The organism is uncultured Algibacter sp. (assembly GCF_947495675.1).
Classification (GTDB): Bacteria; Bacteroidota; Bacteroidia; order Flavobacteriales; family Flavobacteriaceae; genus Algibacter_B.
The window spans coordinates 67,025-92,603 of sequence record NZ_CANLZX010000012.1; the positions used below are offsets into that span (position 1 = coordinate 67,025).

The 25,579-nt window shown below is 32.1% G+C and carries 27 protein-coding genes; 16 read left to right on the plus strand and 11 right to left on the minus strand.

Annotation, left to right across the window (positions count from 1 at the left end; translation table 11 throughout):
- Position 1: 1 nt before the first annotated feature.
- The 7 genes from Q0842_RS09765 to Q0842_RS09795 all read left to right on the plus strand — a co-directional run bounded on the left by Q0842_RS09765 (position 2) and on the right by Q0842_RS09795 (position 5,634).
- The gene (locus Q0842_RS09765) at positions 2 to 904 is read left to right on the plus strand and encodes a zinc ABC transporter substrate-binding protein (protein WP_298497495.1); all 903 of its coding nucleotides are present in this window, start codon (positions 2 to 4) and stop codon (positions 902 to 904) included.
- Between the two features lie 96 nt (positions 905 to 1,000).
- Positions 1,001 to 1,738 carry a metal ABC transporter ATP-binding protein gene (locus tag Q0842_RS09770; protein WP_298497497.1) on the plus strand — a complete coding sequence of 246 codons (738 nt, stop codon included), beginning with the start codon at positions 1,001 to 1,003 and terminating at the stop codon, positions 1,736 to 1,738.
- 4 nt (positions 1,739 to 1,742) lie between these two features.
- The gene (locus Q0842_RS09775) at positions 1,743 to 2,288 is read left to right on the plus strand and encodes a cysteine hydrolase family protein (protein WP_298497499.1); all 546 of its coding nucleotides are present in this window, start codon (positions 1,743 to 1,745) and stop codon (positions 2,286 to 2,288) included.
- Between the two features lie 10 nt (positions 2,289 to 2,298).
- Complete coding sequence (locus Q0842_RS09780) at positions 2,299 to 3,420, plus strand: metal ABC transporter permease (protein ID WP_298497591.1); 1,122 nt, start codon at positions 2,299 to 2,301, stop codon at positions 3,418 to 3,420.
- Positions 3,413 to 4,573, plus strand: coding sequence for a metal ABC transporter permease (locus Q0842_RS09785; protein ID WP_298497501.1), 1,161 nt, complete (start codon positions 3,413 to 3,415; stop codon positions 4,571 to 4,573). The genes Q0842_RS09780 and Q0842_RS09785 overlap by 8 nt, the downstream gene beginning before the upstream one ends.
- A gap of 17 nt (positions 4,574 to 4,590) precedes the next feature.
- Positions 4,591 to 5,268, plus strand: a complete 678-nt coding sequence (locus tag Q0842_RS09790; protein WP_298497503.1) for a YiiX/YebB-like N1pC/P60 family cysteine hydrolase — start codon at positions 4,591 to 4,593, stop codon at positions 5,266 to 5,268.
- A gap of 6 nt (positions 5,269 to 5,274) precedes the next feature.
- Complete coding sequence (locus tag Q0842_RS09795; RefSeq protein WP_298497505.1) at positions 5,275 to 5,634, plus strand: YraN family protein; 360 nt, start codon at positions 5,275 to 5,277, stop codon at positions 5,632 to 5,634.
- A 5-nt stretch (positions 5,635 to 5,639) separates the two neighbouring features.
- On the opposite strand, the gene Q0842_RS09800 is transcribed toward Q0842_RS09795, so the two are convergent.
- Together Q0842_RS09800 and mfd are read right to left on the minus strand one after the other, a co-directional pair.
- Positions 5,640 to 6,986, minus strand: coding sequence for a TlpA disulfide reductase family protein (locus Q0842_RS09800; protein ID WP_298497507.1), 1,347 nt, complete (start codon positions 6,984 to 6,986; stop codon positions 5,640 to 5,642).
- A gap of 34 nt (positions 6,987 to 7,020) precedes the next feature.
- Positions 7,021 to 10,374 carry a transcription-repair coupling factor gene (gene mfd, locus Q0842_RS09805; protein WP_298497509.1) on the minus strand — a complete coding sequence of 1,118 codons (3,354 nt, stop codon included), beginning with the start codon at positions 10,372 to 10,374 and terminating at the stop codon, positions 7,021 to 7,023.
- A 257-nt stretch (positions 10,375 to 10,631) separates the two neighbouring features.
- Between mfd and Q0842_RS09810 the strand changes: the two genes are divergently transcribed.
- Complete coding sequence (locus tag Q0842_RS09810; RefSeq protein WP_298497511.1) at positions 10,632 to 11,063, plus strand: TerB family tellurite resistance protein; 432 nt, start codon at positions 10,632 to 10,634, stop codon at positions 11,061 to 11,063.
- Positions 11,064 to 11,131: 68 nt separating this feature from the next.
- Here the strand turns inward: Q0842_RS09810 and Q0842_RS09815 are convergent, their stop codons facing one another.
- From Q0842_RS09815 to metG, 8 genes are all read right to left on the minus strand, one after another.
- Positions 11,132 to 12,034 carry a histone deacetylase gene (locus tag Q0842_RS09815; RefSeq protein WP_298497513.1) on the minus strand — a complete coding sequence of 301 codons (903 nt, stop codon included), beginning with the start codon at positions 12,032 to 12,034 and terminating at the stop codon, positions 11,132 to 11,134.
- A 4-nt stretch (positions 12,035 to 12,038) separates the two neighbouring features.
- On the minus strand, positions 12,039 to 14,156 hold the full coding sequence (locus Q0842_RS09820) for a Tex family protein (protein ID WP_298497516.1): 2,118 nt from the start codon (positions 14,154 to 14,156) through the stop codon (positions 12,039 to 12,041).
- A 354-nt stretch (positions 14,157 to 14,510) separates the two neighbouring features.
- Positions 14,511 to 15,029, minus strand: coding sequence for a ferritin (locus tag Q0842_RS09825; RefSeq protein ID WP_298497518.1), 519 nt, complete (start codon positions 15,027 to 15,029; stop codon positions 14,511 to 14,513).
- A gap of 112 nt (positions 15,030 to 15,141) precedes the next feature.
- Positions 15,142 to 15,537 (minus strand): hypothetical protein, encoded by a 396-nt coding sequence (locus Q0842_RS09830; RefSeq protein ID WP_298497520.1) that lies wholly within the window; start codon positions 15,535 to 15,537, stop codon positions 15,142 to 15,144.
- A 61-nt stretch (positions 15,538 to 15,598) separates the two neighbouring features.
- Complete coding sequence (locus Q0842_RS09835) at positions 15,599 to 16,147, minus strand: carboxymuconolactone decarboxylase family protein (protein ID WP_298497521.1); 549 nt, start codon at positions 16,145 to 16,147, stop codon at positions 15,599 to 15,601.
- A gap of 122 nt (positions 16,148 to 16,269) precedes the next feature.
- Positions 16,270 to 16,437, minus strand: a complete 168-nt coding sequence (locus Q0842_RS09840; protein ID WP_298497522.1) for a hypothetical protein — start codon at positions 16,435 to 16,437, stop codon at positions 16,270 to 16,272.
- A gap of 91 nt (positions 16,438 to 16,528) precedes the next feature.
- Positions 16,529 to 17,371, minus strand: a complete 843-nt coding sequence (locus Q0842_RS09845) for a helix-turn-helix domain-containing protein (protein ID WP_298497523.1) — start codon at positions 17,369 to 17,371, stop codon at positions 16,529 to 16,531.
- A gap of 66 nt (positions 17,372 to 17,437) precedes the next feature.
- Positions 17,438 to 19,498 (minus strand): methionine--tRNA ligase, encoded by a 2,061-nt coding sequence (gene metG / locus Q0842_RS09850; protein WP_298497524.1) that lies wholly within the window; start codon positions 19,496 to 19,498, stop codon positions 17,438 to 17,440.
- A gap of 72 nt (positions 19,499 to 19,570) precedes the next feature.
- On the opposite strand from metG, the gene Q0842_RS09855 reads away from it, so the two are divergent.
- Both Q0842_RS09855 and Q0842_RS09860 read left to right on the plus strand, forming a co-directional pair.
- On the plus strand, positions 19,571 to 20,590 hold the full coding sequence (locus Q0842_RS09855) for an LD-carboxypeptidase (protein WP_298497525.1): 1,020 nt from the start codon (positions 19,571 to 19,573) through the stop codon (positions 20,588 to 20,590).
- Positions 20,591 to 20,683: 93 nt separating this feature from the next.
- Entirely contained in the window at positions 20,684 to 20,857 is a 174-nt protein-coding gene (locus Q0842_RS09860; protein ID WP_298497526.1) for a hypothetical protein, read from the plus strand.
- A gap of 16 nt (positions 20,858 to 20,873) precedes the next feature.
- Here the strand turns inward: Q0842_RS09860 and Q0842_RS09865 are convergent, their stop codons facing one another.
- Positions 20,874 to 21,650, minus strand: coding sequence for a TerB family tellurite resistance protein (locus Q0842_RS09865; RefSeq protein ID WP_298497527.1), 777 nt, complete (start codon positions 21,648 to 21,650; stop codon positions 20,874 to 20,876).
- Between the two features lie 208 nt (positions 21,651 to 21,858).
- Here Q0842_RS09865 and Q0842_RS09870 point away from each other — a divergent pair, with 208 nt between their 5' ends.
- The 6 genes from Q0842_RS09870 (at position 21,859) to Q0842_RS09895 (ending at position 25,558) form a co-directional block, all read left to right on the plus strand.
- Entirely contained in the window at positions 21,859 to 22,269 is a 411-nt protein-coding gene (locus Q0842_RS09870) for a BrxA/BrxB family bacilliredoxin (RefSeq protein ID WP_298497528.1), read from the plus strand.
- Positions 22,270 to 22,373: 104 nt separating this feature from the next.
- A complete protein-coding gene (locus Q0842_RS09875; protein ID WP_298497529.1) occupies positions 22,374 to 22,763 on the plus strand; it encodes a hypothetical protein in 390 nt (129 codons plus the stop codon).
- Positions 22,764 to 22,791: 28 nt separating this feature from the next.
- Positions 22,792 to 23,529 (plus strand): 1-acyl-sn-glycerol-3-phosphate acyltransferase, encoded by a 738-nt coding sequence (locus Q0842_RS09880; RefSeq protein WP_298497530.1) that lies wholly within the window; start codon positions 22,792 to 22,794, stop codon positions 23,527 to 23,529.
- An 11-nt stretch (positions 23,530 to 23,540) separates the two neighbouring features.
- On the plus strand, positions 23,541 to 24,539 hold the full coding sequence (locus tag Q0842_RS09885; RefSeq protein WP_298497532.1) for an acyl-ACP desaturase: 999 nt from the start codon (positions 23,541 to 23,543) through the stop codon (positions 24,537 to 24,539).
- An 18-nt stretch (positions 24,540 to 24,557) separates the two neighbouring features.
- Positions 24,558 to 24,896: a n-acetylglutamate synthase gene (locus Q0842_RS09890; RefSeq protein WP_298497534.1), complete on the plus strand. Its 339-nt coding sequence runs from the start codon at positions 24,558 to 24,560 to the stop codon at positions 24,894 to 24,896.
- 5 nt (positions 24,897 to 24,901) lie between these two features.
- Positions 24,902 to 25,558 (plus strand): HD domain-containing protein, encoded by a 657-nt coding sequence (locus Q0842_RS09895; RefSeq protein ID WP_298497593.1) that lies wholly within the window; start codon positions 24,902 to 24,904, stop codon positions 25,556 to 25,558.
- Positions 25,559 to 25,579 lie beyond the last annotated feature (21 nt).

A 25,579-nucleotide genomic window follows, 5' to 3' on the forward strand; every position in this document is an offset into this window, starting at 1 on the left:
GATGAAAAAAATACTTATACTTCTTGTAACCATAGTAATATTTGGTTGTAAAAATGAAAAACAAAAAAACGGTAAATTAAATGTTGTAACCACAACTTCTATGATAACCGATTTAGTGAAAAATATTGGAGGCCAACATATCAATCTACAGGGCTTAATGGGCAGCGGTGTCGATCCGCATTTATATAAAGCCAGCGAGGGTGATGTCACCAAATTATCAAGTGCAGATATCATTTTTTATAACGGCTTACACCTAGAAGGTAAATTGGTAGAAGTGTTTGAGAAAATGAAAAACAAGAAAACCATTGCCATTGGCGATGCCTTAGATAAAAACACACTTATAGGTTCAGAATATTTTGCATCAAATTACGATCCACATATTTGGTTTAATATTAACTACTGGATACAAGCTACACAATTTGTAACTAAAAAACTTTCAGAAGCAATTCCAGAACAAGCAGCTGCCTTTAAATCCAATGAAACTGTTTATATAAAACAATTAGAAGATTTAAAAACAAAAATAAAAGCAACTATAGAAACTCTTCCAAAAGAACAACGTATTTTAGTAACAGCACACGATGCTTTTAATTATTTCGGAAAAGCTTTCGATTTTGAGGTTGTTGGCCTGCAGGGGTTATCAACAGCTACTGAGGCTGGTGTTCAAGATGTTCAAAAACTATCAGCCTTTATAATAGAAAAGAAAGTAAAAGCTGTTTTTATAGAAAGCTCGGTGCCAAGACGCACTATAGAAGCATTACAAGCAGCTGTAAAGTCAAAAGGTCACGATGTTATTATTGGTGGTTCTTTATTTTCAGATGCGTTAGGAAATGCTGGAACTATAGAAGGAACATACATTGGTATGTTTGAGTATAACGTGAATACAATTGTTAATGCTTTAAAGTAAAATTTTATGAAGCTATTTCCTGCTATCCACTATATCTTTTTTGTAGAAAAAAACAAAAAAGGATGCCGTTTCTATCAGGGCTAAAAAAACAATGTTATGAGTAAAAAAATAGCCGTAAAAGTAGACGATTTAACTGTAGCCTATAACTACAAACCCGTACTTTGGGATATCGATTTAGAAATACCCGAAGGCGTACTTATGGCCATTGTAGGACCTAATGGCGCAGGTAAATCTACTCTTATAAAATCCATTTTAGGCATTTTAAACCCTATTGCAGGGAGTGTTGAAATTTTTGGCAAGACTTATAAAAAACAACGTCATTTAGTAGCCTACGTGCCACAAAAAGGAAGTGTAGATTGGGACTTCCCTACTACCGCATTAGACGTTGTATTAATGGGTACTTACGGAAATTTAGGCTGGATAAAACGACCTGGTCAAAAAGAAAAAAAAGCCGCTCTTGAAGCTCTTGAAAAAGTAGGCATGTTACCGTTTAAAAACCGACAAATAAGTCAACTTTCTGGCGGGCAACAACAACGTATATTTTTAGCCAGAGCCTTAGTGCAAAATGCCTCTATTTATTTTATGGACGAACCTTTCCAAGGAGTAGATGCTACTACAGAAATAGCCATTATTAATATTTTAAAAGAACTAAGAAAAGCAGGAAAAACAGTTATTGTAGTACATCATGATTTACAAACAGTTCCAGAATATTTTGATTGGGTAACTTTTTTAAATGTGAAAAAAATAGCAACAGGCCCTGTTAAAGATATTTTTAATGATGATAATTTAACCAAAACCTATGGTATTAACTATAAAGTAAGTATTCAAGAGTAAGAAAATGAAAAACAAAGCACTCTTAATAATTGATATGCAAAAAGGTTCTTTCACACCTAAAACACCGCGATTTGACACAACAGGTGTTATTAATAGAATAAATACTTTAGCTAAGTTATTTAGAAAGCATAATTATCCTGTAATTTACATTCAACATGATGGAACAGGTTCTGGCGAATTTGAAAAAGGTTCTATTGAATGGCAAAATCTAGATGAACTCTCAATTAAACCTAATGATATCTTTATTGATAAATACGCCAATGATGTTTTTTATAAATCAAAATTACAATCAAGATTATCAGAATTTAATATCAATGAGTTAATTATTACAGGTTGCGCAACCGATTTTTGTGTCGAATCTACAATTCAATCAGCTTTAACCAAAGATTACAATATAACTGTAGCTGAAAACGGACATACAACTGGAGATCGTCCAAATTTAAAAGCTCAAGAAGTAATAAACCATTATAACTGGGTTTGGCAAAATATGATACCTACTCAAGGTAAAATAGAAGTAAAGAAAACTGAACACATAACACAAAACTTATAATATCGTCGATATAACAGAATACATAAAGCTTGTCTTTTCAGACTATACTCTAAGAACCATAACCTTAGGAACAGCTATACTTGGTGCTGTTACAGGTATGCTTGGTAGTTTTGCTGTGTTACGTAAACAAAGTCTTTTAGGCGACGCTATTTCGCATGCAGCCTTACCAGGAATTGCAATTGCTTTTTTAATTACTGGAACAAAAGACAGCAATATATTATTATTAGGCGCATTAATTAGCGGGCTTATAGGAACTTTTTGGATTCGAGGCATTATTACAAAAACACATTTAAAATCTGATACCGCTTTAGGTTTAATATTATCATTGTTTTTTGGATTTGGAATGCTATTACTCACTTTCATCCAAAAACAACCCAATGCAAATCAAGCAGGATTAGATAAATATTTATTTGGTCAAGCCGCAACATTAGTAGAAAGTGATGTTTGGATGATGGCCATTGTTACCGGAGCCTGTCTTTTTGTATTATTACTTTTCTGGAAAGAATTCAAAATTCTACTTTTTGATGCCGATTATACCAAAACTCTAGGTTTCAACACTAAGTTTATTGATGTTTTAATTACAACTTTCATTGTACTTGCTATTGTTTTGGGTTTACAAACTGTTGGTGTAGTATTAATGAGCGCCATGTTACTAGCTCCTGCTGCTGCTGCACGGCAATGGACAAACAGCTTAAGTGTTATGGTGCTTTTAGCAGCCTTATTTGGTGCTTTTTCAGGCGTATTCGGAACAGCTATTAGTGCTAGTCAAAATAACCTGTCAACAGGCCCTGTTATTGTTATTATTGCTGGTGTATTTGTTTTAATATCATTTATATTTTCTCCAAGTCGTGGCTTATTATTTAAACAAATTCGTTTTATAAAAAACCGTCGTGATTTAGAGCTTAAAAAAACATTAGCATTTATGTTTCACATTGCAGAAACCCACGAAAATATATCACACCCACATACTATTAAAATTTTAAATAATTTTCAAGGATTTACAAAAGGCACCCTTCAAAAATTAGTTAAAAAAAACTATGTGAGATTAGATGGCACCATGTGGAGTTTAACCGAAGAAGGTTTTAAAACAGCTTCAAATTTGTTTAACCAACAAACAGACAACAATGAGTAATGCACAAATAGAAATACAGCTTATAGCTAGCTTAGTAGCTGTAGCTTGTGCTATTCCAGGAACCTTTCTAGTGCTAAGAAAAATGGCCATGATTAGTGATGCAATTAGTCACTCTATTTTGCCGGGCATTGTAATTGGTTTCTTTATCACTCAAGATTTAAACTCACCACTATTAATTTTACTTGCTGCCTTAACAGGAATTATAACAGTTGTTTTAGTTGAGTATATACAAAAAACAGGCTTAGTTAAAGAGGATACAGCTATAGGCTTAGTTTTTCCAATTTTGTTTAGCATAGGTGTTATCATGATAGCTAAAAATGCCAATGATGTGCATTTAGATGTAGATGCCGTATTATTAGGAGAACTTGCATTTGCCCCTTTTGATAGGTTGATAATTGGTGGTGCAGATGTGGGTCCAAAATCACTTTGGATTATTGGTTGCATTTTAATAATAACCGTTGGCTTATTAATGGCATTTTTTAAAGAATTAAAAATAAGCACATTTGATGCCGGTTTGGCTGCATCTTTAGGATTTTCACCAAGTATAATTCATTATGGTTTAATGACGGTTTCATCTGTAACCACAGTTGGTGCTTTTGATGCCGTTGGCGCTATTTTAGTTGTTGCTTTAATGATTTCACCTGCAGCTACGGCGTATTTATTAACCAATAACTTAAAACGCATGCTTATATACTCCATTGGTTTTGGGGTATTTAGTGCTATTGCTGGCTATTGGCTTGCGCATTGGCTTGATGCATCTATTGCTGGATCAATTACGACAATGCTTGGGTTATTATTTCTGGCCGTTTATCTATTTGCTCCTAGCAGAGGCGTAATTGCTGTTATGTATCGTGAAAAACAACAACGTACAGAAGTATCATTATTAACCTTTTTATTACATTTAAAAAATCACACAGAAGAAAGTGAACGCCATGTAAATCATCTTAATGAGCATATAAATTGGCAAAAAGTACGTTCTAAAACAGTTTTAGATTTAGCTTTAAAAAACAATATGATTAAGTTTGATAAAAACATAGTATCCTTAACTGAAAAAGGTGAAGAGTTTACCTCACAAGCTATCGATTATATTATCACAAATCAAGATAGTAAAATTGAACATATGAAAGATGACTTCTTTTTGTTTAGGGGGTAACATTAGTTAAAACGAAAATGATAAAAATTACACAAAAAATTATTTATTCTGTTTTAAGTATAATGCTTCTTTTTTTAAGCTGTAAATATGACGATAATAACAAGGCTTTTAAAATACAAGAAGGTGATTTGCTTTTTCAAGATACAGGAACTGATGATATTGATAATGCTATAAAATCAGTAACAGCAACATCCTTGTCAAAAAACTACTCTCATGTAGGAATGGCAATGCAAACAAAAGGAATGTGGTTTGTTATCGAGGCAATTCCTCTTAAAGGAATTACTAAAACTCCTCTACAAGATTTTCTAGATCGAAATAAAAACGATGAACAAAAATCTCAAACTACAGTAGCAAGGTTGAATGAAAATTATCAAAAATACATTCCAAAAGCTATAGAATATGGTATAAGCCGCTTAAAAACTCCTTATGATGATGTTTTTTTATGGGATGACAACACTTATTATTGTTCTGAATTAATTTACAAAATGTTCTCTTTTCAAAATTTAGAAAAAAATTCAATTCCTTTTGTCACTCACCCAATGACTTTTAAAGATAGTACAGGTAAAACGTCTCCCAGTTGGATAAAGTATTACAAAGAACTTAAACAACCTATCCCTGAAGGAGACATAGGTACAAACCCAAATCTTATGGCTGGCAGTCAGCATATTCGTTTTATTTATGACTATGCGAAATAGATAAATATGGCACAACACAACGAACTTGGTAAAAAAGGCGAACAATTAGCAGTAGATTTTCTTCTGAAAAACAACTATGAAATCATTGAACGTAATTACCGTTTTGATAAGGCAGAAGTTGATATAATTGCTAAGAAAAAAGACATTCTAGCTATTATTGAAGTAAAAACACGTTCTACTTCAGAATTTGGAGACCCTCAAGACTTCGTTAAGCCAAAACAAATACAACGCTTAGTAAAAGCTGTTGATGAATATATAACTGTAAATAATTTAGATGTAGAAGTACGCTTTGATATTATAGCTATTGTAAAAGCAGTCAAAGGTTTTGATATAGAACATTTAGAAAATGCTTTTTATCATTTCTAAATATTTTATTGTTCTTTAACTTCCTCTTTAGGTTCAAAAAATTCTTTTAAAACTTCAAAATCTAATGGTTTAGCAACTATTTTCTTGTCTTTATCTAATATAAAGTAAGTTGGAGTTGAAGATACACCGTAGGCATCACCTATTTTATTATCCCATTTACCCTCGCCGTAAACGTGAATAAACTCCGGATAATCATAGGTTAAATTTTTCCAGCCATAAGGCTCATCTTCTAAACCTATCGCAACAACTTTAACCTTGTTTTTTTCGAAAGTATTTACAAACTTTTGCAACTGTGGTACTTCATCTAAACAATGTGAACATGTGCTACTCCAGAAAACAATAATGTAATTTTCTGCACCTTTTAAATCGGTTAACTTCTTAGTTATTAATTTATCTTTTTCTTTTATCTCAATATCAAAATTAGGTGCAACAGTTCCTTTTGATAGGTTTTTGTATAAAATTAAAGATTGTAAAAGTTGTTGATCATTAAGTGCAACTGCAATATCCATTAAATAGTTTTCACTAATATAATTTGATACAGACTCTTGTCTTAAATCTGCCATTTGCTGCCATAAATCGAATAATAAAATACGTTGCACCTCCTTTGGAGCTGTTTTCATATGGCCATAAACAACATCAATATTTTCTTTGTAATTTTCTACCTCATCTTTAGTTTCAGACGACATTCCAAAAACATAATTTAATATGCGCTCTTCTAAAAAATTAGAACTTTGAAGTATTGGGTTGTTAAAATCTACATAATCAAAGTAATGGTCTTTCAGGTTATTTATGTACGTTTCTACATCTTCTATATTTTCTGGAACATACGGTTTGTTAGCTTTAATAAAAGATAATACTCTAGTGCCCTTGGCTGCTTTTTCAAAATTCTCTTGAGTTTCTCGTTGTGTTTTAAAAATAGCCTTTAATGCTTTGGTATCTTTACTTTCTTGACTAAAATAATTACCAATACTTTGAGTAACCATAGACATACTATTGGTGTAAGATGTTAGTAATTTATTTTCAATAGATTTTGTAAACTCTACACCAGTTTCAGAATTAAATGTGAGCTCAATATCTTCTTTCCCGTTGTAAATAATATCAAAATTATAATCTTCTTGAGGTACTGCGTAAACCAAACGATAAGTTCCTTTAGTATTTGTAGAGTCTAGTTTAAATTCAAAACTACCATCTTCGCCTATGGCAGCATTTGTAACATAGTCTGATATAGTAGGATTAACTTTATATAGTAATGCAAAATTATAGTCTTTTGCTGGAGAGAAAGTACCTTTTATAGAATACTGAGCTAAAAGTAAACTTGGTAGTAAAAGTGTTATAAGAAATAAACGTTTCATGTATATAATATATTCTTTAATTTAAAATCAATAATCAAGCCATAATAGGTTTTAAGGCTTGTAAAGCTTGATTAACCGTTTTTATGTTATCAAAAGTTAACATTAAACGCAATCCTGTTCTGGTTTGTTTTTCTTTCATTTTGCAAGCTTGGGGGTGTGTTTGTACAAACTTTAAAACTTTAGTAAAACTGCTACTTTGATAGAAATTACTTTGTTGATTATTTATAAAATAACCAACTAATTTTCCTTTTTTCATAATAATTTTTTCAAAGCCAATTTTAGTTGCTAACCACTTTATTTGGACACTATTTAATAAATCGGTCACTTGTTTTGGTAATTCTCCAAAACGGTCTATCAATTCCTTTTCAAAGGTATGTAATTCCTCTTCTGTTTTAAGGTTATTTAACTGTGTATATAAACTTAATCGTTCAGCTATATTATTAACATAGTTATCTGGAAATAAAAGCTCAAAATCAGTATCAATTGTTACATCTTTTACATAAACTTTGTTTGCTTCATCTTCATTATATAAGTCCTTAAACTCATTTTCTTTAAGTTCTTCAATAGCTTCATTTAAGATTTTTTGATAGGTATCAAAACCTATTTCATTTATAAAGCCACTTTGCTCGCCACCTAATAAGTCTCCTGCACCTCGAATTTCTAAATCCTTCATGGCTATATTAAAACCACTTCCTAATTCTGTAAATTGCTCTAAAGCAGTAATACGTTTTCTGGCATCATCTGTCATGGCTGAATATTCTGGTGTAATAAAATAACAGAATGCTTTCTTGTTACTACGCCCTACTCTACCACGCATTTGGTGCAAATCACTTAACCCAAAATTATTAGCATTATTAATAAAAATAGTGTTAGCGTTTGGCACATCAAGTCCGCTTTCTATAATGGTTGTACTTACTAAAACATCAAAAGCACCATCCATAAAAGACAACATAAGTTGTTCTAGTTTTTTCCCATCCATTTGTCCATGGCCAATCCCTATTTTGGCATCGGGGACTAAACGCTGAAGCATTCCTGCTACTTCTTTAATATTTTCTATTCTATTATGAATAAAGAAAATTTGACCACCGCGTTGTATTTCATAACTAACGGCATCACGAATGGTATCTTCACTAAAACGAATAACATGACTTTCTATTGGATAACGATTTGGTGGTGGTGTAGTAATAACAGACATGTCTCGAGCTGCCATTAAACTAAATTGCAATGTTCTAGGAATTGGTGTGGCGGTTAAGGTTAACACATCTACATTATCTTTAATGGTCTTAAGTTTTTCTTTTACTGCTACGCCAAACTTTTGTTCTTCATCAACAATTAACAAACCTAAATCTTTAAACTTTACATTTTTATTAACTAGTTGGTGTGTACCTATAATAATATCTACTTTTCCTTGTTCCAAACGCTCTAAAGTTTCACGTTTTTCTTTAGCGGTTCTAAATCGGTTAATATAATCTACAGTTACTGGAAAATCTTTTAAACGTTTAGCAAATGTTCTAGAATGTTGATATGCTAAAATGGTTGTAGGAACTAAAACTGCAACTTGTTTGCCATTATCTACAGCTTTAAACGCTGCACGAATGGCGACTTCGGTTTTACCAAAACCTACATCGCCACAAATTAAACGATCCATAGGACGTTCACTTTCCATGTCGGCTTTAATATCTGCAGTTGCTGTACTTTGGTCTGGTGTGTCTTCGTAAATAAAAGACGCTTCTAACTCGTGCTGCATATAGCTATCCGGATTGTACTGATAGCCTTTTTCTGTTTTTCGTTTAGCGTAAAGTTTTATTAAGTTAAAAGCCACGTGTTTTACACGTGCTTTAGTTTTTTGTTTTAAGGTTTTCCAAGCATTACTACCCAGTTTGTAAATTTTGGGTGGTTTACCATCTTTACCATTAAATTTAGTGATTTTATGTAGCGAATGTATACTTAAGTACAATACATCTCGCTCGCCATATACTAATTTTATGGCCTCTTGTTTTTTGCCTTCTACATCTATTTTTTGAAGTCCTCCAAAACGCCCAATTCCATGATCTATATGCGTTACATAATCACCAATATCTAGATTGGTGAGCTCTTTTAAAGTTATGGCTTGCTTTTTAGCATAACCATTTTTAAGGTGGAACTTATGATAACGCTCAAATATTTGATGATCGGTATAACAAACTAATTTTCTGTCGTGATCTATAAAACCTTGATGTAAGGATAAAATAATAGTTTGATATTCTTTAACATCTAGATGAGAATCATCAAAAATATCGTGAAAACGCTTGGCTTGTTGTTCGCTTACACATGCAATATAATTAGTGTATCCTTTTTCGTGGTTGGCATTTAAATCTTCTATTAATAAATTAAATTGCTTATTAAATGCTGGTTGTGGTGTGGTATTATATTCTATGTGAATAGATGTGTCACTTTTGCCAGATAAAAAACCTGAAGTTCCAAATTCTATAATTGAAAAATCGAGTAGTTGTTTTTTTAGTAATGTAGAATTACAAAACAACTCGTGAGGTTTGGCATGTTTTATATCTTTAGATAAAGCCTTAAATGCTTCTTCGGCTTTTTCATAAAAATCGTCTATTCTAGAAAATAATAAATCGGCATTTTTAAGACAAACTACTGTTTTTTGAGCAATATACTTTAAGAAACTTTGTCTGCTTTCTTCTAATAATTTGTTGGCAACATTTGGAATAATATTAATTTTCTTTATCTGCTCTATGGATAACTGTGTCTCTACATCAAAAGTTCTAATACTATCTACCTCATCGCCAAAAAACTCTATTCTATAGGGTTCGTCGTGCGAAAATGAGAATACATCAACAATACCACCACGAACCGAAAACTCTCCAGGTTCGGTAACAAAATCTACTCGTTTAAATTGGTATTCAAACAAAACTTCGTTTACAAAATCAATAGATACTTTATCGTTTACGCCAACTTTAAGTGTATGACGTTCTAACTCTTTTCTGGTAACTACTTGCTCAAATAATGCGTCTGGATAGGTTACAATTACTGCCGGTTTTTTTTGAGAATTTATACGATTTAAAACCTCGGCACGCAAAAGTACATTTGCGTTATCAGTCTCTTCTATTTCGTAAGGCCTGCGATAACTCCCTGGGTAAAACAACACATCTTTATTACTTAACAATTGTTCCAAATCGTTTAGATAGTGGGCTGCTTCTTCTTTATCGTTAAAAACGAGTAAAAAAGGCTTTTCTGCAGCTTTAAATATGCTAGATATCACAAATGAAAAAGAGGAACCTACGAGTCCTTTTACATGTGTTTTTACTCCAGTTTGGGCAATAGTATTTTGCAGATTTTGCGTTTGCAAAGCCTGTAAATAGGTTTGAGAGATACTTGTTTTACTCACCTAATTTTGTTTTGAATTGCAAATATACGGTTTCGAAATATTTTCTAGTTATTTTAATACATTACTATTTTTTTAAATTTTACCATAGTAAGTACTGTGCCCGCGTTAGGGATTATAGTGAAAAGCCCACAGCGTAGGAACGGAGCGAGGACTTGCAACGGAAAGCCCGACCCTTGTGGTAACGCCAAAAAATTAACGTTTCGGTTTAAAATCTTAAAAAAAATATGTAGGTTTGCAACACTTTAAAAAAAGAATATATGTCGTTTTCAGATTTATTTGATAGTGGGTTTAAAAAGCGTAATGAGAGTCATTTTGCTTCGATAGTTAGAGTGGCTATGGATGATGGGGTTATTACACCAGAAGAACAAGCATTTTTAGACCGTTTAGCACAAAGATTAGAGATTGGCGAGGGAGATTATAAAACTATTTTAAAGAATTATGCTTCACACCCAATAAACCCACCAGTTTCTTACGATTTGCGTTTGGAACGTTTATACGATTTAGCTCGTATGGTACATGTAGATAACATTAAAGGAGATTCTGAGCTTTCACTTTTGAAAAAGATTGCAGTAGGTCTTGGTTTTCATGCTGTAAACGTAAAATACATAATTGATAAGGCTATGACATTGGTACATAATGGTGCTGACTTAGATGATTTTGTTGACCAGATTAAGAATATGAACAGATAATTATTATTTAATATATACACAAAAAAAGCGCTCTAATTGAGCGCTTTTTTTGTGGGTTAAAATATTTATTAAAAGAAAATTTCTTGTGCTAAACGAAACGTATTTGCATGTGCTTCAATAATAATTTTAATATCTGGTGAATAGCCTCCACCCATTGAACACATTACAGGAATTTTATGGTTTTTACATGTTTGTAATACAAAACGATCGCGTTCTTTACACCCCTTTAAAGTCATTGCTAGTTTGCCTAATTTATCTGAAGCCAATACATCTACACCACATAAATAATAAATAAAACTGGGCTTTTGTTGTTCTATTAACTTGGGTAAGTTTTGTTTTAAAAGGCTTAAATACGTTTTATCATTAGTATTATTTTCAAGAGCAATATCTAAATCGCTTTGTTCTTTTTTAAATGGATAATTTCCTTTACCATGCATAGAAAATGTAAATACCGAATCATCATTTTGAAAAATTTCTGCAGTACCATTGCCTTGATGTACATCTAAATCTACAATTAATACTTTTTTTACATGTTTTTTATTTAACAAATAACGTGCTCCAATAGCTTGATCGTTAAATATACAAAAGGCTTCGCCCCTATCTGAATATGCATGGTGGGTGCCTCCAGCAATGTTCATGGCAATACCATGTTTTAAAGCATACTCGCTAGCTTTTATGGTTCCGTCTGCAATAATAACTTCGCGCTCAACGAGTTTTGCACTTAATGGAAATCCTATTTTTCTGGCGGCTCTAGCATTTAAAGTTAGATTTTTTAAATCTTCATAATACGCTTTATTATGTACTCTTAAAATATGTTTATCATCAGGAATAATAGGTTTAAAAAAATTATTAGGCAAACAAGTGCCTTCATAAATTAATTGCTCTGGCAATAACTCATATTTAATCATTGGGAAGCGATGTCCTTTGGGCAAAGGATGCTTATAAATATCATGGTAAGCTATTTTTAGCATTTTATTACTTATGCAATTTTAATTGTATACGCTTTCGCGGAACATCAACCTCTAGAACTTTTACAATAATTTGCTGATGAAGGCTTACGTGCTCATTAACATCTTTAACAAAACTATCGGATAGGTTTGAAACATGAATAAGACCACTTTCTTTAATTCCAACATCTACAAAACAACCAAAATTGGTGATATTATTTACAATTCCAGGAAGTAGTTGCCCTTGTTTTAAATCGTTAATAGTTTTTATATTTTGATTAAATGAGAATACTTTTGCCTGTTCCCTTATATCTAAACCAGGTTTTTCTAGTTCTTTAATAATATCTTCAAGTGTAGGTAATCCAACTGATGCTGTACAATATTGTTTTAGGTTTACCTTTTTAAGTAAGGCTGCATTCCCTATTAAATCCTCTACCGATTTTGATAAATCTTTTGCCATTTTTTTCACAATTGCATAACTTTCAGGATGAACTGCAGAATCATCTAAAGGGTTTTTTGCGTCTTTAATTCTTAAAAAAGCTGCACCTTGCTCAAAGGCTTTGCCTCCTAATCGTGGTACATTTTTTATATCGTTTCTGGAGGTAAATACCCCATTTTCATTTCGATAATTAAAAATATTTTCAGCTAGTTTTGGGCCAATACCAGATACCGAACTTAATAATGGTTTACTTGCTGTATTAATATTTACTCCAACGGCATTTACACAATTTTCCACAACAACATCTAATTGTTTTTGAAGCTTAGTTTGATCTACATCATGCTGGTATTGCCCAACGCCTATTGATTTTGCATCAATCTTTACTAATTCTGCTAAAGGGTCTTGCAGTCGCCTTCCAATAGAAACCGAGCCACGTACGGTTACATCGTAATCCGGAAACTCTTCTCGTGCAATTTTAGAGGCTGAATAAATACTGGCTCCTGCTTCACTAACCACAAAAACTTGAATATTGTTTTTAAAATGGACTTTTCTAATAAGTGCTTCGGTTTCTCTTGAAGCTGTTCCGTTTCCTATAGCAATAGCTTCAATTTTATAAGCTTCGGCGAGCGAGCTTATTTTTTTCATTGCGCCAATATTATCGTTTTTTGGCGGATGCGGGTATATAGTTTCATTATGTTTTAATTTTCCTTGTGCATCTAAACATACCACTTTACAACCTGTTCTAAATCCAGGATCTATTGCCAAAACGCGTTTTTCACCTAATGGCGATCCTAATAATAATTGTTTTAGGTTTTTAGCAAATACATTTATGGCAGATTCATCGGCTTTATCTTTTGCTATTTGTAATGCTTCATTACTTAGAGAAGGCAATAATAAACGTTTATAAGCATCTTTAATAGCTATCTCTATTTGTTCTGCGCAAGCGTTATTGCTTTTAATAATGCGATTTTCAATATTATCAAAAGCACGATCATCATCAATTTGAATTTTAACACGTATAAAACCTTCTTTTTCGGCTCTTAAAATAGCTAATAAACGGTGTGATGGTATTCTGCTCAAGCTTTCCTCCCAATCAAAATAATCTCTAAATTTTTGAGCCTTTTCATCTTCTGCTTTTGTTTTTATCACTTTCGTAGAAATCATAGCAAAACGTTCTAATTGACGACGGATATTATTTCGAATATCGGCTCGCTCATTTATCCATTCTGCAATAATATGTCTGGCGCCTTCTAAAGCCTTATCAATAGAAATTATTTCGCCTTTTACATATTTAAATGCTATGGACTCAATATCATTAGCATTTTGAGACATGATAATTTTTGCTAAAGTTTCTAATCCGTTTTGTCTTGCCTTTTCTGCTTTGGTTTTTCTACTTTTCTTAAAGGGCAAGTACAAATCTTCAAGCGTTATCAAATCTTGAGTGATTTTAATTTTTTGCTTTAATTCTGTATTTAAAACACCTTGTTCTTCTAAGGCTTTTAAAATCGCTTTTTTTCGTTTTTCTAAAGCTTCAAATTGCTCTTTAAATTTTACTATTTCACCTATTTGAACCTCGTCCAAATTACCCGTAAGCTCCTTTCTATAGCGCGATATAAATGGTATGGTACAATCTTCATTAAGTAATTCAATCGTATTTTTTACAGATTGCTCTGAAAGTTTTGTTTGGGCTATTATGTATTTTAACATGCTATTATTTTGAACTAAATTATCACGAAACTAAAGAATTTTTAATTGAGATCAACAAAAAGTCCTGTATGGTTTTAAAACCATACAGGACTAGTTAGTAATTTTTATAAAATTTTAAGCTACTTTCTTTAATAAATCAAAACAAGGGCATTTTTTACAACGCTTATTCTCTCCTTTTTTAAACTTTTTACAGCAACTACTTTTTACTTTCTCAGGAAAGCTAACTCCTAATTTACGTAATTTTTTTATTGCCTTTTTCTGTTTCTTCTTTTTGCCCACAGTAAAATATGATATTGAAATCTGCGGCAAAAATAAGTTATTTTTATTAAATCTAAATAAGCTTAAATGTTAAAATTATTCAGGTGTATTTGTTGCTGCTGTCGTTACTGTTAAATTCTCTATATCTCTATCGAATAAATATAAACCACCTTTATCGTCACCAATCATATTAATTTTATCAAGAATGGTTCGTGCTACTGCTTCTTCTTCAATTTGTTCTGCAACATACCATTGTAAAAAGTTATGTGACGCATAGTCTTTTTCTTGAAGACTTATATGTACCAATTCATTAATACTTTGCGATACAAATACTTCGTGTTCAAATAGTTTTTCAAACATTTCTTTAATCGATTTGAAAGAAACATTAGGCTCAGCTAACTGTGAAACTTTTGCATGGCCACCACGTTCGTTTACAAACTTTACTAACTTTAACATATGTTCGCGTTCTTCATCAGACTGTGCATACATAAAGTTTGCAACACCTTCCAGCCCTTTTACCTCTGCCCAACATGCCATAGCCAAATAAATTTGAGAAGATTCTGCTTCAATTTTTATTTGATTATTTAATGCGCTTTCTATAGTTTTTGATAACATAATATTTCGTTTTATGTAAAGTTACATATTTACTTTGTGGCTATCAATAGCACTTGACAAAAAAAAGGTTATTCTTTTTAAGAATAACCTTAGTTGCTATTAATAAATCAAACTAATACTTCTGAACAGTCAATATATATTGTGGTGTTGGGTTTAATGGGCAGAAATACACATATTCTCCTGCCTCCAACGTTGTTGGGTTCGATTTTTCGGTTTTACCTTTGGTTACTGCTGCTGTAACATACGCCGTTTTAATATGATTTTCTGGCTTGCTAGCATCGGCTCCTTTTTTAACTAATACTAAACCTACTTTTTCGGCTGCATTATTATTTGAAATTTCGAAAACATAGGTTCCTGGACTAACCGTTAACCCTTTTTCGGTAAATTCACCTTTTGTTTGTTCTAAAGCAATTGTTTTAACTACTACTTTATCCATCATTTTATCTTGTGCATTTGAATTTAATGTGAATGCTAATACGATTACTAAAATTGATACTACTTTTTTCATTTTTAAAATTTTTGTGAGCTTGACGCTCAGGTTTATTAATTTGATTATTACTTGTTATTGATTATACTGTTGCTGCTTCCAAAGGTTCTGCTACTGGAAAATCTACTGGGACTTGAGTTGTACTATGTATGTAATTAGAAATAGTTTTATCACCTACTAATGATATAGTGTCTATTAAATTCCCTTTTGTATAACCTGCACTAAAAAAGTTCTCTAATACATCTACATCTGTTCTCCCTCTGTTTTCTGTAACGTTTTTAGCTAATTTTGCTAAAGCGTTTAATTTATTATCGAAAGATGCTTGACCAGCCCTTAACTCTAGAATTTGAGCTTCTGAAAAACCATTCATTTTTCCAATTGCAGTATGCGCAGACAAACAATAAATACATTGGTTTACTTCGCTTACCGCTAAATTCACAACTTCTTTTTCTTTAGCAGATAATGATGTTTTTGCATTAGCAAAGTTTAAATAATTCTCTAAAGCTGTATCGCTATTAGCATAAGTTGCGTATAAATTAGGTACGAATCCTAATGCTTTTTGTAAATTATCGAAAATTGCTTGGTTGTTTTCGCTTACTTCTTCTCTTGTTGGTACATTAAATGTGCTCATAATTTTTTTATTTTTAATTTGAATTTTGTTGTTAATAATTGTTGGTACAAAGGTGCAACCGTTATAAAGGTTACACCATGTTGTTTATTCCTTTTAACTTGTCAATTTTTCCTTTAATAATTTTAACCTATTGTATTAGATGCGATATACGGCCTTTCTGTATCACAATAAAAATCTGCAATATGGTTTTGCTCACAATGTGTTTTTGGTGAAATCGTATTTATATTTTCTTTTCTTTTTCCTCTAAATATTTCAATTAAATTGAATATTGATATGTGTTTTAAATTCATGTCTTTGTTGTTTTATTTGTTCGGTACAAAGATGAATGAAAAGAAAAGGGTAAAACAGGGTTAGATTGCCTTAGGGCTTGTCAATTTTTCCCTAACGCGCTTTTTTAAGCTGTTTTTTAAAGTCTGAAGGCGATAACTGGGTGTGTTTTTTGAATAATCTACTTAGATGAGACGCATCTTCAAAACCAACTTCGTATGCAATCTCTTTAGCTGTTTTATCGGTGTAGATTAAAAGTCGCTTTGATTCCAATATTATACGTTCGTGTATAATTTGTAGCGGACTCGTATTTAATTTGGCAAAGGTGTTTGATAATGTTTTTGGAGATTTAAACAACTTGTCTGCATAAAAAGAAACACTATGTTCCTTTTTAAAATGAGACTCCACCAACATATTAAACTCGCGTAGCAAATCTATTTTGGCGTTTTTAGTGGTTTCTACAAAGCCTTCTTTCGATTTTAATAAACGCGTACTTATAATAATAAAACGCGCCATAAGCATGCGTAGCATTTCAGCTTGAATGGTGTCTTTAGTTTCAAACTCATCCAAAAACACCTCATGTAAAACTTTAAACTTTCGACTTTCGTCGGAATTTAATTCCATTATAGGGATATGCACGTTACCAAAAAACAACAACCCAGCACAACTTACTTCTTGGTCATGATCTTTTATGCAATAAAACTCTCTGTTGAATTTATACACTACCAAATCTTTACCAGAAACAAATTGAAAATATTGAACAACTGTTAATGCAAGAATACTATTAGGCTCAATGGTATATGGAATACTATCAACAATAATCTCTACTTTATAATTATTGGTTCTAATAAACGTATATAACTCTAGTTGTTTCGCTGTTTTATAAGGTACCAAAAGCTCTTCATCTCCTATTTTTAAAATAGCATTTGTAGAAAACTCTGTAAATGTTTTTTGCATTTTGTGTTAGTCATTACTAAATAAAAAACATTACAAACCTTAAAAATATTTTCTTAAAAACATACTCTAACTTACTTGCAAGCCATTACCAATTTTAGCATCATCAGGATTAACAAACACCAATTTACCATCTGGAGTTTCGGTCATTAAAATCATGCCTTGGCTTTCAACACCACGTAACGCTCTTGGAGCTAAATTTACTAATACGGTTACACGTTTACCAACTACTTCTTCTGCTGTAAAACTTTCGGCAATACCAGAAACAATAGTTCTTGTATCAATACCTGTATCTACTTTAAGTTTTAATAGCTTTATAGTTTTTGGCATTTTTTCTGCTTCTAAAATAGTCCCTACTCGAATATCTAATTTTGTGAAATCTTCGAATGTAATGGTTTCTTTTTGTGGCTCAACTTTTGCGTTGGCTATTTCGTTAGCTTTTTTACTGGCTGCTAATTTATCAAGTTGTTTTTGGATAGTTTCGTCTTCAATTTTAGAGAATAACAATTCTGCTTCTCCTATTTTGTGCCCAGCAGGAAGTAAAGTTTCTTTGGTTGAAACTTCATTCCAAGTTGTTTCTACTGTACTTGAATTAATATTTAAAATACCTTTTAATTTTGTAGAGGTAAACGGCAAAAATGGCTCACTTAAAGTAGCCAATGCAGAGGCAATTTGAAGGGCTACATACATGATTGTTTTGGTACGGTCTTCATCAACTTTAATTACTTTCCAAGGTTCGGCATCTGCTAAATATTTGTTACCTAGTCTTGCTAAGTTCATTAATTCTTGTCCTGCTTCTCTAAAACGGTATCGCTCAATAGAGCTTGCTATTACATCTGGGTAGGCTTTTATAGCAGCTAATGTTTCATCATCTACCTCATCAAAATTAGAAGGTTCTGGAACAACTCCACCATAATATTTATTAGTTAAAACAACTACTCGGTTTATAAAATTACCAAAAATGGCAACTAACTCATTGTTATTTCTTGCTTGAAAGTCTTTCCAAGTAAAATCTGTGTCTTTAGTCTCTGGTGCATTTGCATTTAATGCATAACGTAATACATCTTGTTGTCCAGGAAAATCTTCTAAATATTCTGGCAACCAAACGGCCCAATTTTTAGATGTAGATAGTTTGTTACCTTCTAAATTTAAAAACTCATTTGCTGGAACATTATCTGGTAAAATATAACTGCCTTCGGCTTTCAACATAGCTGGAAAAATAATACAATGGAAAACAATATTGTCTTTACCAATAAAATGCACCAATTTAGTGTCTTTATCTTTCCAATACGGTTCCCAATCTTTTCCTTCTCGTGCTGCCCATTCTTTTGTTGATGAGATATAACCAATAGGAGCATCAAACCAAACGTAAAGTACTTTACCTTCACCACCTTTAGCTGGTACTGGAATTCCCCAATCTAAATCTCTGGTTACTGCACGTGGTCGTAACCCGTCATCTATCCAAGATTTTACTTGTCCGTAAACATTAGGTTTCCAATCTTTTTTATGACCTTCTAAGATCCATTCTCGTAAAAAAGCTTCGTGTTTATTTAAAGGTAAAAACCAATGTTTTGTTTCTTTTAAGGTTGGCACATTTCCTGTAATGGCAGACTTAGGGTTAATTAAATCTGTTGCATTATGGCTAGTTCCGCAATTTTCACATTGGTCGCCATAACTTTCTTCATTACCACATTTTGGGCATGTACCTATTACAAACCTATCTGCTAGAAATTGATTTGCTTCTGCATCATACAACTGCTCTGAAGTTTCCTCTATAAACTCACCTTTATCATTTAAAGTCTTAAAAAACTCTGAAGCTGTTTCATGATGAATTGGTGCCGATGTACGCGAATAATTATCATAAGTAATTCCAAAATCTTCAAAAGATTTTTTAATAATAGCATGGTATTTATCAACCACATCTTGAGGTGAAACCCCTTCGTTTTTTGCTTTAATAGTAATTGGCACACCGTGTTCATCACTACCACCAATAAAGGCCACATCGTTTCCTGTTAAACGTAAATAACGAGCATAAATATCGGCTGGCACGTAAACTCCAGCTAAATGTCCAATATGAATAGGACCGTTAGTATAAGGAAGTGCAGTTGTAATCGTATATCTTTTAGGCATTATAATGTCTTTTTGAAGCCGTAAAAGTACACATTTTGAAGCCTATTTAGAAAAAAAATGTACATTTACATTATGCTAAGAAACATCTTAATTTTAAACATGTTTTGTTTTGCTTTTCTTCTTGGAGTACAAACTAGCAATAGTCAAAACATTGAATCAAAAAAACAAAACACAACTTTGAAAAAACCTCCTTACTTAAAAGCTGGTGATACTGTTGCTATTGTAGCGCCATCTGGTATTTTAAAAAATAGAACCGATGAAATTGCTCAAGCCCAAGCACTTTTAAAAAGTTGGGGCTTACACTCTTTAATTGGAAAACATGTTTTTAGTAAAGCCGATCATTTTGCTGGAACCGATGATGAGCGATGCGAAGATTTACAAAACGCTTTAGACGACCCGAAAATTAGTGCTATTTGGTGTGCTAGAGGTGGTTATGGCACCGTTAGAGTTTTAGACAAATTAGATTTCTCTAAATTTAAACAAAATCCTAAATGGGTTATTGGATATTCTGATATTACAGCACTACACAATCAAATTCATAATGAAGGTGTGGAGAGTTTACATGCTATTATGTGCGTGAGTTTACCCAAGGACGAAACTGAAATTGAAGCTAGTATTTCTAGTTTTAAAAGCACGCTTTTTGGAAAGCCTTTAAGTTATTCTTTAGAAGGTTCTACATACAATAAAACAGGAATAACAACCGGACAATTAGTAGGTGGTAATTTAACGATGCTCCATACCATGTTGGGTTCTAAAACAAGTATTGATACATCAGGGAAGATTTTATTTATTGAAGAAATTGGCGAATACAAATATCATATTGACCGTATGCTACAAAGCTTAAAACGTGCTGGTTATTTTAAAAATTGCAAAGGTATTATTGTTGGAGACATGAGTAAAATGCGAACAAACACCACACTTTGGGGAACTTCTATAGAGCAATTAATTCTTGATGCTTTGACCGAATTTAACTTCCCTATAACCTTTAATATGCCTGCAGGACACGAGCCAGATAACAGAGCGTTAATTTTAGGGAGAGTAATTGATTTAACAGTAAAAAAAGAAAAAACTACTATTGTCTTTAAAAATTAATACCGTTTTGATTTGAGTTAAAATCAAAATGATTCCAATCAATTTAATGCTTATTTGTTATATACTTTTAAAGTATAATTAAAAACAAATAACATGAAAAAAGAAAAAGGAAATTTTGAATTTATTAAAGAAAGCAATGACAATAAGAGAAATTATATTTTTCAAAAAGATAAAACTACAAAAACCGTTACAATATTTGTTGGTGTGTTTTTAATAGTACTTATAATTGCTGTTATATTATCTGGCGTTTTAGTTGATTTTAAATAATTCTAAAAATACTTAATTAAAATTTACGCTCTTTCTGAATTTGCTCGTAAGCAGCTTGTACTTGTCTAAATTTTTCTTCAGCTCCTTTTTGGTGTTCTTTACCTAAATGGATTACTTTATCTGGGTGGTATTTTTTAGCCATTTTTCGGTACGCTTTTTTAATCTCATCAACCGTAGCGCTTTTAGTTATTTCTAAAACTTTATAAGCATTTTCACTACTGTTATAAAACATGGCTTTAATACTTTCGTAATCTTTAGAACTAATACCTAAATAACCCGCTATGGTATAAATTTGTTTAACTTCATCTTGGGTTACTGAACCATCTGCTTTAGCAATACCGAATAAAAAATGCATAAGCTGTAACCGTGATGGATGATCCATCATTTGGCGAATTTGCAAACATACCGGTCTTACCGAAATATTTTGTTTACTTATATTTTTAAACAATTTAAAAGCATGGTTAGCACGTTCTTTTCCATACATTTTTAAAAATTGTTTGCGAACAAAATCTAATTCACTTTGGTCTTGCCTACCATCTGCTTTAATAACTACCGAAGCCAGAATAAGTAAACTCACTTCAAAATCACCAGACTGTGTTTGTGGGCGTTGTCTTGGTTGTGTTCTATACGTTGTTCTTTGGCTACCTCTAGTTTGTCTTTCTCCTAACAGCGGATTATCTTTACCATTTGCCATAGCATCAATAACACTTCCTAAGGCCAAACCTATTATTGCCCCTATGGGACCACCAAACGACCAACCTAAAGAGGCGCCTATCCATTTTGAAAAACTCATGTAAGTTATAAATTTTAATTATGACCAAACCTACACATAAAATCATTCTTTTAAAAGAAGAAATTATATAAAGGTTCACGCTAACTGACTTAATGAAATATTAACTTTCAGCGTAAATATAATATTTGTTAGTTGATTGATTCACAATTTTGTTACACAATTGGTATCTTTGCAAATCTAAAATGTTAATAATTAAAAATATAAAAATATGTATCCAGCAGAATTAGTAAAACCAATGCGAGAGGATTTAACCAAAGTTGGTTTTGAAGAATTACATACTGCCGAGGCTGTTGATGCAGCTTTAGCAAAGGAAGGTACTACACTTGTTGTAGTAAATTCGGTTTGTGGTTGTGCAGCAGCAAATGCGCGCCCAGGTGCTAGAATGAGTTTACAAAACTCTAAAAAACCAGATAATATTGTAACCGTTTTTGCAGGTGTTGATAGAGAAGCTGTTGATGCAGCTCGTGGCCATATGGTTCCGTTTCCTCCAAGTTCGCCAAGTATGGCATTATTTAAAAATGGAGAATTAGTACACATGCTAGAGCGTCATCATATTGAAGGCCGACCTGCAGAATTAATTGCAGAAAACCTTGTTGATGCTTACAACGAGCATTGTTAATATTCAAAATAAAAATTTTACTAAACCACGATTAATTCGTGGTTTTTTTATGCATTTACGCAACCTTCTTAAGTTTAAATCATCTAATAAATAAAATAAACTTAATGAAAAACAAATCTGTAACAACATTCTTATTTCTAATTTGTTTAAGCTTAGTAGTTTTTCAATGTGAAGATGAAATAACTCAAGAAGATGACAAAGCTGAGTTGGACACATTAAAGTTTGAAATTGAAGATTTAGCAAATACTTCTATTTGTAATGAAGAAACCGAGTGTAAGTACATAGGTTTTGGTAGTAAACCTTGTGGTGGTCCATCTAGTTATTTAATATATTCAACATCTATAGATACAGATAAATTAGAAAAATTAGTGCTAAACTATAACCAAAAACATACAGATTTTAATACAAAATGGGGTATTATATCAGATTGTAGCGTTGTAAATCCACCAACTAGTATAAATTGCGTAAATAACTCCTGCATTGCGGTGTATTAAAACCAAATAGTTTATTTATTTTTGGGACATGATAAAACTCTTGTCCTATCCAATATCGGTTATTTTCAATTTATTCTTTGGATTATCACTAGTTGTGTTTCATCCAATCCAATGGATATGCTTTAATTTCTTGGGGCCTAAAGCACACGAAAAAAGTGTATATGCATTACAATTTAGTTTAATGCGATGTGCAAATATTTTAGGCACACGTTTCTCTTTAATAAACCCACATAAAATAGACCCAGAGCGCCCTTTAATAATTGTTGCTAATCACCAAAGTTTACATGATATATATCCACTAACTTGGTATATGCGAAAACATCATCCAAAATTTATAAGTAAAATAGAATTAGGGAAAGGGATACCAAGTGTATCTTATAATTTACGTCATGGTGGTGCTGCTTTAATTGACAGAAAAAACCCAAGACAATCCTTACCAACACTAATGAAATTTGGCGAGTTTATTGAAAAAAACAACTATGCTGCTGTTATTTTTCCAGAAGGTACAAGAAGTAAAAATGGCACACCAAAACCGTTTCAAACAAAAGGACTAGAAATTTTATTTAAAAAAGTACCTTCTGCATTGGTTATTCCGGTAACAATAAACAACTCATGGAAAATGTTACGTTATGGTAAATTCCCAATGGGATTAGGTAATCATCTAAAATTTATTGTACATAAACCCATAGAATTAGCTACATTTGTTAATAAGCAAGAGCTTATCGATAAAATAGAATCGACTATTACTAACCATATAGAATATTAAAAAAGTAAAAGATGTCTTTAAAAAATAAGAGATTAGAGGTAATGAAATTTTTAGAAAAAGACGTTGATGCGTTAATGGAAAAATACTTAATTCCTATTGATAGCATTTGGCAACCTACAGATTTTTTACCAAATTCTGAAACTACAGATGAGTCATTTTTTGAAGAAATAAAAGAGATTAGAGAGCTTGCTAAAGATTTACCTTATGATTTTTGGGTCGTTTTAGTTGGTGATATGATAACTGAAGAAGCCTTACCTACTTACGAATCTTGGTTAATGGATGTTGAAGGTGTAGATCAAGTAAATGGTGAAAACGGCTGGGGAAAATGGGTGCGCCAATGGACAGCAGAAGAAAACAGACATGGAGATGTTTTAAACAAATACTTATACCTTTCTGGTCGTGTTAATATGAAAGAAATTGAAAAAACTACGCAGCATCTTATTACTGATGGTTTTGATATTGGAACAGACCGAGATCCTTATAAAAACTTTGTATACACTAGTTTTCAAGAACTCGCTACTTATATTTCACATAATCGCGTCGCAAAACTAGCAAAAGACAAAGGTAATAAGCGTTTATCTAAAATGTGTAAAATCATTTCTGGAGATGAAATGAGACACCATCATGCCTATTCTGAATTTGTAGAGCGTATTTTTAATGTAGATCCTAGTCAAATGATGATGGCTTTTCATTACATGATGAAGCAAAAAATTACCATGCCAGCACATTTTTTAAGAGAGTCTGGAGGTAAAATTGGTTCTGCTTTTGAAGAATTCTCTAATACTGCTCAACGTATTGGGGTTTATACATCAACAGATTATGTTGATATTTTACAAAAACTAATTGACCGTTGGGACATTGGAAGCATAACAGGTTTGAATGACGAAGCTGAAAAAGCTAGAGACTACTTAATGAAACTTCCTGCTAGAATGTACCGTTTATCTGAACGTATAAAAATTCCTGAAAATTCATTTCAATTTAAATGGGTAGAGCCCGCTATTATAAAGTAATACAAACATCTTTAACCATTGATTAATTACAATAACAAAAGGTTTATACCAGTTTCAAGCTCAGAAAATAGCGAAACAAATTCTAAAACTACTTTTGTTTATAATCAAAAAGAAAATATTGTCACCGCAACTTATAAAGGCGGTAATGTTATAAAAGGTCATTTAATTGGTTTAGTTAATATTGATGGAACTATTAATATGCGTTATCATCAAATTAATAAAAATGGTGAATTAATGACAGGTATTTGTACCTCTAAACCAGAAATTGACTTAAACGGGAAGATTGTACTTCATGAAAGTTGGCAATGGACCTCTGGCGATAAATCAAAAGGCACATCAACTCTACATGAAATTTAATGTTTATACATTCTGAAAATATCATAAATAAAACAGTAGATTTTGTAAAAGAAACTCTAGCTGATGCTGAAGGCGGACACGATTGGTTTCACATAGAACGTGTGTATAAAAATAGCCTTTTAATTAGTAAAACAGAATCTGTAGACACGTTTGTGGTAGCTTTAGGGGCATTATTACATGATATAGCAGATAGTAAGTTCCATGATGGTGACGAAACAATAGGTCCAAGATTAGCTAGGGAATTTCTATTTAAACAAAATGTAGATTCAAAAACGATAGAACATGTCGTTAATATTATAGAAAACATATCTTTTAAATCTAGTTTATCGGGTAATAATACTTTTAAATCAGCAGAGTTAGATGTAGTACAAGACGCAGACAGGCTCGATGCCATTGGCGCTATTGGTATTGCTCGTTGCTTTAATTATGGAGGTTATAAAAACAGAGCGCTTTACAATCCTGATATTATGCCAAATCTTAATATGACAAAAGAAGAATATAAAGCCTCAAATGCACCAACAATAAATCATTTTTACGAAAAGTTGTTACTTTTAAAAGATAAAATGAACACAAAAACTGGCAAACTAATAGCAGAAGAAAGACATACTTATATGTTAGGTTTCTTAGATCAGTTTTATAGTGAATGGCAAGGTGAAAAGTAATTATTAAATCCTAAGTCCTCT